Source organism: Pseudonocardia pini, from assembly GCF_013870575.1.
Classification (GTDB): domain Bacteria; phylum Actinomycetota; class Actinomycetes; order Mycobacteriales; family Pseudonocardiaceae; genus Pseudonocardia; species Pseudonocardia pini.
The window spans coordinates 1-7,728 of the sequence record NZ_JACBXB010000209.1 but is presented as its reverse complement, the minus strand read 5'-3'; the positions used below and the strand labels follow the sequence as shown (position 1 = coordinate 7,728).

8 protein-coding genes are annotated in these 7,728 nt (G+C 71.7%); 3 read left to right on the top strand and 5 right to left on the bottom strand.

The window, feature by feature from the left end:
* A partial coding sequence (locus H5J29_RS14140) for an AsnC family transcriptional regulator (RefSeq protein WP_181781417.1) occupies nucleotides 1-303 on the bottom strand: 303 nt, incomplete at its 3' end.
* 48 nt (nucleotides 304-351) lie between these two features.
* Nucleotides 352-1,104 (bottom strand): alpha/beta fold hydrolase, encoded by a 753-nt coding sequence (locus H5J29_RS14135; RefSeq protein ID WP_181781416.1) that lies wholly within the window; start codon nucleotides 1,102-1,104, stop codon nucleotides 352-354.
* Nucleotides 1,105-1,246: 142 nt separating this feature from the next.
* Between H5J29_RS14135 and H5J29_RS14130 the strand changes: the two genes are divergently transcribed.
* Both H5J29_RS14130 and H5J29_RS14125 read left to right on the top strand, forming a co-directional pair.
* Nucleotides 1,247-2,677, top strand: a complete 1,431-nt coding sequence (locus H5J29_RS14130) for a DHA2 family efflux MFS transporter permease subunit (RefSeq protein WP_181781415.1) — start codon at nucleotides 1,247-1,249, stop codon at nucleotides 2,675-2,677.
* Nucleotides 2,678-2,737: 60 nt separating this feature from the next.
* On the top strand, nucleotides 2,738-3,379 hold the full coding sequence (locus tag H5J29_RS14125; protein ID WP_181781414.1) for a Clp protease N-terminal domain-containing protein: 642 nt from the start codon (nucleotides 2,738-2,740) through the stop codon (nucleotides 3,377-3,379).
* Nucleotides 3,380-3,452: 73 nt separating this feature from the next.
* Here the strand turns inward: H5J29_RS14125 and H5J29_RS14120 are convergent, their stop codons facing one another.
* From H5J29_RS14120 to H5J29_RS14110, 3 genes are read right to left on the bottom strand one after another with little or no spacing between them, the layout of a single operon-like run.
* On the bottom strand, nucleotides 3,453-4,295 hold the full coding sequence (locus H5J29_RS14120) for a transglutaminase family protein (RefSeq protein WP_181781413.1): 843 nt from the start codon (nucleotides 4,293-4,295) through the stop codon (nucleotides 3,453-3,455).
* 3 nt (nucleotides 4,296-4,298) lie between these two features.
* On the bottom strand, nucleotides 4,299-5,243 hold the full coding sequence (locus H5J29_RS14115) for an alpha-E domain-containing protein (protein WP_181781412.1): 945 nt from the start codon (nucleotides 5,241-5,243) through the stop codon (nucleotides 4,299-4,301).
* The gene (locus H5J29_RS14110) at nucleotides 5,243-6,916 is read right to left on the bottom strand and encodes a circularly permuted type 2 ATP-grasp protein (RefSeq protein WP_312858216.1); all 1,674 of its coding nucleotides are present in this window, start codon (nucleotides 6,914-6,916) and stop codon (nucleotides 5,243-5,245) included. The genes H5J29_RS14115 and H5J29_RS14110 overlap by 1 nt, the downstream gene beginning before the upstream one ends.
* A gap of 327 nt (nucleotides 6,917-7,243) precedes the next feature.
* On the opposite strand from H5J29_RS14110, the gene rpsT reads away from it, so the two are divergent.
* Complete coding sequence (rpsT, locus tag H5J29_RS14105) at nucleotides 7,244-7,510, top strand: 30S ribosomal protein S20 (protein WP_181781410.1); 267 nt, start codon at nucleotides 7,244-7,246, stop codon at nucleotides 7,508-7,510.
* The last annotated feature ends 218 nt before the right edge of the window (nucleotides 7,511-7,728 follow it).

The window sequence follows — 7,728 nt, the reverse complement described above, 5'->3', positions numbered from 1 at the left end:
GCGGCGATGTTCTTCTGGCTCCGGGTGGCGAGCGCGTGCAGCTTCTCCGGCTCCTCGGGCCCCCTCCTCGTCGAGGTCCTTCCACCTCTCCCAGGCCGACTGCCTGCTCACGCCCAGCCGCGTGGCGATCTCGGCCCACGACCGTCGCGCGCCGCGCGCGTCCCGCACGGCCTCCAGCTCCGCCCGGTCCAGCAGCCTGCGCAGGGACCCGATGTCCGACAGCGCATCCAGGGCGGCGTCACCCGTGCGCAGTCGCCTCGCGAGGCGGTCCCAGGCCTCGCGACCGTCCCGCCACGACTCCATGCCTGTCAGGGTAGCCTGACAAACGACCCTGGACCAGGGCCGGAACGGTCAGTGCGCGGCCCAGAAGGCGTTCAGCGCGGCGGCGCCGCGCTCGGGGTCCTCGGCCATCCACCAGTGCCCGAGCCCCGCGAGCACCTCCACGCGCGCGCCGGCCCGCGCGGCCGCCCGCTCCCGCTGCTCGTCGGTCCCGACCATGTGGTCCTCCGAGGCCTGCAGGGCCAGACCGGGCCGGGCGGCGGCCTGCTCCAGGTCCGCGCCCAGCTCGGCGACGACGGGCTGCGCGGCGGACCGGTACAGCTTCAGGATCGAGTCGGCCATCGCCTCGTCGAACCCCGCGGCGACCTGCTCGGCGACCGGCGCCGCCATCCCGGCCCCCACCAGGTACGCCGCCTGCTGCTCGACGGGTGTGCGGAGCAGCTGCGCGACGGCCTGCTCCCCGGCCTCCGGCCGCTGCCACACCTGCGCGAGGTCGTGCCAGACGTAGTCCGCGTCGAACACCCCGACGATGTCGGAGGCCCAGCTCCGCAGCAGATCGGGCCGCGTCATCGCCACGTTCACCACGTGCCCGCCGCCCCAGTCGTGCCCGACGAGGTCGACCGGGCCCTCGGCGGCCACGATCGTCTCCAGCTCCCCCACCAGCCAGTCCCGGTACTCCAGCACCGTGGCCCCGAACCCCTCCGGGACGGCCGCGCCGAAGCCCGGCGGAGCCAGCAGGACGACCGGCCCACCGGTCAGGTGCGGGACGAGCAGGTCCCACACCGCGGGCGTCTCGGGGTTGCCGTGGACCAGGACGACCGTCATGGGGCGACCGTAGGCCGCACGGAGGGGACTCGCAGATGTGACTCGCTCTGCGCGAAATGTCGTGGCCGATGAGTTCCGTGGGCGGATAGCGTCGTAGGGACATGCGAGATCCGCGTGTCCGTCCCTCTCCTGGAGTCCCCGCATGACCGCGCCCGAAGCGCCCCCGTCCGCGACCGTCGGGTCGCGAAGCTCGTCGTCGGTGATCTGGCTCCTCGTCGGCTCGGCGTTCGTCATGATCCTCAACGAGACGATCATGAGCGTCGCGCTGCCCATCCTCGTCGTCGACCTCGACGTCACCATCGGCACGGCCCAGTGGCTCACCTCCGGGTTCCTGCTGACCATGTCCGTGGTCATCCCGATCACCGGCTACCTGCTCCAACGCCTGACGCCGCGCACGGTCTACCTCATGTCGATGACCCTGTTCAGCATCGGCACCCTGATCTGCGCGGTCGCCCCGGGCTTCGGGCTGCTGTTCGTCGGGCGCATCGTGCAGGCGCTCGGCACCGCGGTGATGATCCCGCTGCTGATGACGTCGGTGATCCGGCTCGTGCCCGCGGAGCACCGCGGCGCGAAGATGGGCATGATCAGCCTGGTCATCGCGGTGGCCCCGGCCATCGGGCCGACCATCTCCGGAATCATCCTGTCCGCCTTGAGCTGGCGCTGGATGTTCCTGATCGTGCTGCCGATCGCCCTGGTCGCGCTGGCCGTCGGCGCCGCCTGGTTCAGGCTCCACGGCGAGACCCGCGCCATCCCGCTGGACTGGCTGTCCGTGGTGCTGTCCGCACTCGCCTTCGGCGGCCTGGTGTTCGGGCTGTCGACGATCGGTGAGGCGGCCCGCGGCCACGTGGCCGTGCCGCCGTGGGTGCCGCTCGTCGTCGGGGTGGTCGCGATGGCGCTGTTCGTGCTCCGCCAGATCCGGCTGCAGCGCACCGGCAACCCGCTGCTCGACCTGCGACCCTTCACCCACCGGGTCTTCTCGGTGGCGCTGGGGCTGTCCGTCCTCGGCATGATGTCGCTGTTCGGCGTGCTGATCCTGCTGCCGCTGTTCATGCAGGACGTGCTGAAGGTGTCGGCGTTCGTCACGGGCATCGCGGTGCTGCCGGGTGGGCTGGTCATGGGCATCCTTGGCCCGTTCGTCGGCAGGCTCTACGACAAGGTCGGCGCCCGGCCGCTGGTCCTCCCCGGCGTCGTGGTGCTGGCCCTGGCGCTGTGGGGCTTCGCCCTCGTCGTCGGCGAGGGCACGCCGGTGCCGGTGCTGGTCGGGCTGCACGTCCTGCTGGTCGTCGGCCTGTCGTTCATGCTCACCCCGCTGATGACGGACGCGCTCGGCAGCCTGCCCAGCGAGATCGACTCGCACGGCAGCGCCATCCTGGCCACGCTGCAGCAGGTCGCCGGGGCGGCGGGCACGGCCCTGTTCGTCACGCTGATGGTGCTGTTCGCCTCCACCCCGGACGTCGCGGCCGACGCGACGGGGACCCACGCGGCGTTCCTCTGCGCGGCGATCATCGGCACCATCGCGATCCCCTTCTCGCTGCTGGTGGGCGGGCGGAAGAAGGAGCCGGTCGCGGCCTGAGGTGCTTGCTCGCGGGATGGGGTTATGCGTAGGGTTATAACCCCATCCCGAGGAGCGCCCGTGCCGAAGATCAACGTCTACCTGCCGGACGACCTCGCGGCCGCCGTGAAGGAGGCCGGGATCCCGGTCTCCTCGGTGTGCCAGCAGGCGTTGGCCGAGGCGGTGGCCGGGGCTCCCTCAGCCGGAGGAGCGGCCATGGACGACTCGGAGACGCCGGGCTGGAACCGGTTCACCGCACGGGCGCGCACGGCGGTGCGGGCCGCCGTGGCGCACGACCGACCGACGACGACGGACCTGCTCGCCGCCGTCGTCGACGAGGGGGACAACCTCGCGCTCACGATCCTGGCGACGCTGGACGTCGAGCCTCCCGACCTGCTCGCCGAGGCCCGCGGGCTGCCCGGCGCCACCGACCTGGCGAGCGCGCTCGAGCGCAGCACCACCGAGGCGCTCCGCCTGCAGCACAACTACATCGGCTGCGAGCACCTGCTCCTCGGCCTCGCGACCGGACCGGCGGACGACGCCGTCGTGGTCGCGATGCGCTCGGTCGGCCTCGACCGGGACCGGCTGCGGACGGCGGTGGGGGCCGCGGTCGCCGGCGTCGCGTTCACCCGCACGCAGCAGGCGAGCGCGGGCCTCACCGCCCCACTGCGCACGATCCTCGAGGACATCCGCACCCGCCTCACCCGCCTCGAGACCCGCTGACCCCCAGCGCATCATGGAGCCACAATGGTCGCTGGGAGCGCCCCGAACAGGCGTTGTGGCCCCATGATGCGGGTCAGGCCAGGCGGGTCATGTCCACCGCGACGTCGAGGGCCTCGGCGGTGCCGCCGGAGTAGATGCCCTTCAGTGGGCTGACGTCGGCGTAGTCCCGGCCCACCGCGACCCACACGTGCCGCTGGCCGATCGGGATGCCGTTGGTGGGATCGAAGCCCCACCAGCCACCGGTGCGGGCCTCGATCCAGGCGTGCGACTGGCCGGACACGGTGTCCCCGACGGCGACGTCCTTGCGCGGCAACAGGTACCCGGACACGTAGCGGGCCGGGATCCCCATCTCGCGCAACAGCACCAGGGTGAGGTGGGCGTAGTCCTGGCAGACCCCCTTGCCCGTCTGCCAGGCCTCCGTCGCGGACGTGCTCACGCCCGTCGTGCCGGACTGGTAGGTCATGGTGTCTCGCACCAGCTCGCAGGCGGCGAGGACGGCGTCGGCGGGCTCCTTGTCCTTGCGGATCCCCTTGGCGATCCTGACGAGCTCGGGGTCCCGGCTGACGTAGTCGGTGAACTCGAGCATCTCGGTGTAGCGGTCCCGGATGTGCTCCGAGGCCAGCTCCGCCCAGTCCGTCTCCCGCAGCGGCTCGCTGTCGTCCCCGGTCTCGACCACCGACGTGCCCGTGACCAGCAGCTCCGTGTGCGGGGCGTGCAGGTCGAACGCCGTGACCTGGGTGCCCCAGTAGTCCTCGTAGCGGTAGCTGCGCGTGGCCGGGACGGTCTCGACCCGACTCACGATCACGTTCTGGTGCTGGTCGCTGCGCGGCGTCAGCCGCACCTCGTTGTAGGTCTCGAGCACCGGCGAGCTGTACTTGAAGCCGGTCTCGTGGACGACCCTGATCCGCCAGCCCATGTCTCAGACCACCTCCGGCGCGGTCCACGCGACCCAGGGGGCGGCGTGGAAGAACTGCAGCGAGACGGCCTCGCCGACCTCGCGGATGCACTCCTGCAGGCCCTCGAGCTGGGCGGGCAGATCGTCGAGCAGCTCCTCCGGGCGGAGGAACTCCAGCTCGCTGCGCGCCCGGCCGAGCAGCCGCAGCGCCTCGGCCTTCGCGCCGACGCGGGCCGTCGGGCGGTTGTCGAGCTGCTGCAGACACAGCTCGGCCTCGCGCAGGGCGTGGAAGACCGAGCGCGGGAACAGCCGGTCCATCAGCATGAACTGCACGACGCGCACGGCGTCGACGGCGCCGCGGTAGGTGCGCAGGTAGGTGTCCTGGGCGCCCGCGGAGCGCAGCACGGACAGCCACCCCGGCGAGCTCATCCGGTCCGACACCCGGCTCATCAGCAACCGGACGACCATGTCGACCCGCTCGACGCTGCGGCCCAGCAGGTAGAAGCGCCAGGAGTCGTCCCGGCTCATCGTGCTCGCGGCGAGGCCCGAGAACATCGCCGCGCGGTCCTCGATGTAGCTGAAGAAGGCGTGCGGGCCCACCCACCGCGCATAGCGCTGCCGCTCCGGCACCGCGTTCCACGTGGCGTTGAGGCACTCGAACATCTCGCTCGAGACCACCTCGCGGGCCCCGCGGGCGTTCTCCCGCGCACTGGAGATCGAGGAGACGATCGAGCCCGCGGTGTCGCTCGAGTAGCCGAGCAGCTCGGTGAGCGAGAAGGCGTCGAGCGGCTCCGCGGTGCCGGGGTCGACCCCCATCACGCCGAGCAGCCTGCGGGCGGCCTTGTCGACGTCGATCGTCGCGTCCTCGAGCAGCTGGTGCACCGAGACGTCGAGGATCCGGGCCGTGTCGTCCGCGCGTTCGACGTATCGGCCGATCCAGTACAGCGACTCGGCGTTGCGGGCGAGCATCAGGCGTCCCTCCCCTGCTGTTGCTGCTGTTGCTGCTGGTCGACGGTCAGCTCCCGACCCTGCTCCGCCGCAGGCCCGCTCACGGGCGCCTTGCTGGCGATGCCCCGCTCGCCGAGCTCGCGCTCCGCCTCCGGGGCCCGGCTCGCCGCGAGCACCCAGGTGTCCTTCGAGCCGCCGCCCTGGCTGGAGTTCACCACGAGCGAGCCCTTCGGCAGGGCCACCCGGGTCAGCCCGCCGGGCAGCACGAAGACGTCCTCGCCGTCGTTGACCGCGAACGGGCGCAGGTCGACGTGCCGGGGCACGAGCCGGTCGTCCACCTTGGTCGGGACCGTCGAGAGCTGCACGACGGGCTGCGCGATCCAGCCGCGCGGGTCGTCCCGGATCGCCTTGCGCGCCTTCTGCAGCTCCTTCGCCGAGCAGTTCGGGCCGAACAGGATCCCGTAGCCGCCCGAGCCCTCGACCGGCTTGATGACGAGCTCGTGGAGCCGGTCGAGGACCTCCTCGCGCTCCCCGTCGAGCCAGCACCGCAGCGTGGTGACGTTCGGGATGATCGGCTTCTCGTCCAGGTAGTACTTGATCATCTGCGGGACGTAGGTGTAGACGAGCTTGTCGTCCCCGACCCCGTTGCCCACCGCGTTGGCGATCACCACGTTGCCCGCGCGGGCCGCGTTCATGATCCCGGCGACGCCGAGCACGCTCGTCGGCTTGAACTGCAGGGGGTCCAGGAAGTCGTCGTCGATGCGGCGGTAGACGACGTCGACCCGCTGCTCGCCCTCCGTGGTGCGCATGTAGACGAGGTTGTCCCGGCAGAACAGGTCGCGGCCCTCGACGAGCTCGACGCCCATCTGCCGGGCCAGCAGCGAGTGCTCGAAGTACGCGGAGTTGTAGACGCCGGGGGTCAGCACGACCACGTTCGGGTCGGCGACGTTAGGGGCCGCGGCCGCCCGCAGCGCATGCAGCAGGTGCGTGGAGTAGTCCCCGACCGCGCGCACCCGCTGGCGGGTGAACAGGTCCGGGAAGACGCGGGCCATCGTGCGGCGGTTCTCCATCACGTAGCTCACGCCCGACGGGTTGCGGAGGTTGTCCTCCAGCACCCGGAAGGTGCCCTCCTGGTCGCGGACCAGGTCGATGCCGGCGACGTGGATGCGCACGCCGTTCGGCGGGTTGAGCAGGTGGGCGGAGCGCTTGAAGTGCTCGCAGGAGGTGATCAGCCGACGCGGGAGGACGCCGTCGCGCACGATCTGCGCGTCGTTGTAGACGTCGGCGAGGAAGGCCTCCAGGGCCTTCACCCGCTGCACGATCCCGCGCTGCAGCCGGGACCACTCGCTCGCCGAGATCACCCGGGGCACGATGTCCAGCGGGAACGGGCGCTCCTTGCCCGAGAGGCTGAACGTGATGCCCTGGTCCATGTAGGCGCGGTCGAGCGCCTCGGACCGGGCCGACAGGTCCGCGGCGGCCGTGGGGGCGATCGCGTCGTGCAGCTGCCGGTACGGGGCCCGGACGCTCCCGTCGGCGTTGAACATCTCGTCGAACGCGTCCGGGTTCGGTCGGTCCGGTTCGAGGTAGCCGTCGAAGAGGGCGGAACCGCCCTCGTGGCCCGCGCCGTTCGACTCCGGACCGGGTTCCTTCTCCGTCCGCGTGCGTGCTGGTCTGCGGTCCACTGCTCGGCTCACGGGGGTCATCTTGACCGTTCGGCGCAGTGCGGGCCATATGGAGACGTGCAACGTCCGGGTTAACGGGCCGCCCGGGCGGGTGGCCGATGTGGATGTCGCGACATCCCGGCGCCGATGATCACCATCCGGTCGCCCGCTGTGCGACGATGGCTCCTCGCGTCCGCGTGACCGCGCGGTCCCGGGGCGGTGCGGGGGTCTCCGCGGCGGGCTGTAGCATGGACGACCGAGTGCTCGGCGTGCTCGCTCGCGTGAGTGGTGAAACACCTCGCAGGTCGCCGGAGCCCCGAGACGACCCGGAACCCAGGAAGACTGAAGAGGCACACCAGCGTGGCGAACATCAAGTCCCAGATCAAGCGCGTCAAGACCAACGAGAAGGCGCGCCAGCGCAACAAGTCGGTGAAGTCCTCGGTCAAGACCGCCATCCGCAAGTTCCGCGAGGCGGCGGAGGCCGGCGACACCGAGAAGGCCACCGAGCTGCAGCGCGCCGCCGCGCGGGCCCTCGACAAGGCCGCGGGCAAGGGCGTCATCCACAAGAACCAGGCCGCGAACCGCAAGTCGGCGCTCGCGCGTCGCGCGGCCGAGCTCTCGGCCTGACCCACCTCACGCCCTCCGGGGCGTGACCGCGCTCCCCGCGGGCCGACGGGCCCGGTCGAGCGATCCCGACGACGGCGCTGCCCTTTCCCGTGGGGCAGCGCCGTCGTCGTGTGTGCGCGGGCATCTGCACGAACGGCACCGTCGTACGGGTACTCCGGGGGGCCTGGGTCGCGGCGCCCGAGGCCTCAGCCGGTGCCGCGGGCCTCGACGACCGCGAG

Bases quoted from the DNA above. Each gene is read 5' to 3' on its own strand.
- H5J29_RS14115 (WP_181781412.1), bottom strand. From the start codon at position 5,243: ATGCTCGCCCGCAACGCCGAGTCGCTGTACTGGATCGGCCGATACGTC.
- H5J29_RS14120 (WP_181781413.1), bottom strand. From the start codon at position 4,295: ATGGGCTGGCGGATCAGGGTCGTCCACGAGACCGGCTTCAAGTACAGC.
- H5J29_RS14130 (WP_181781415.1), top strand. From the start codon at position 1,247: ATGACCGCGCCCGAAGCGCCCCCGTCCGCGACCGTCGGGTCGCGAAGC.
- H5J29_RS14135 (WP_181781416.1), bottom strand. From the start codon at position 1,104: ATGACGGTCGTCCTGGTCCACGGCAACCCCGAGACGCCCGCGGTGTGG.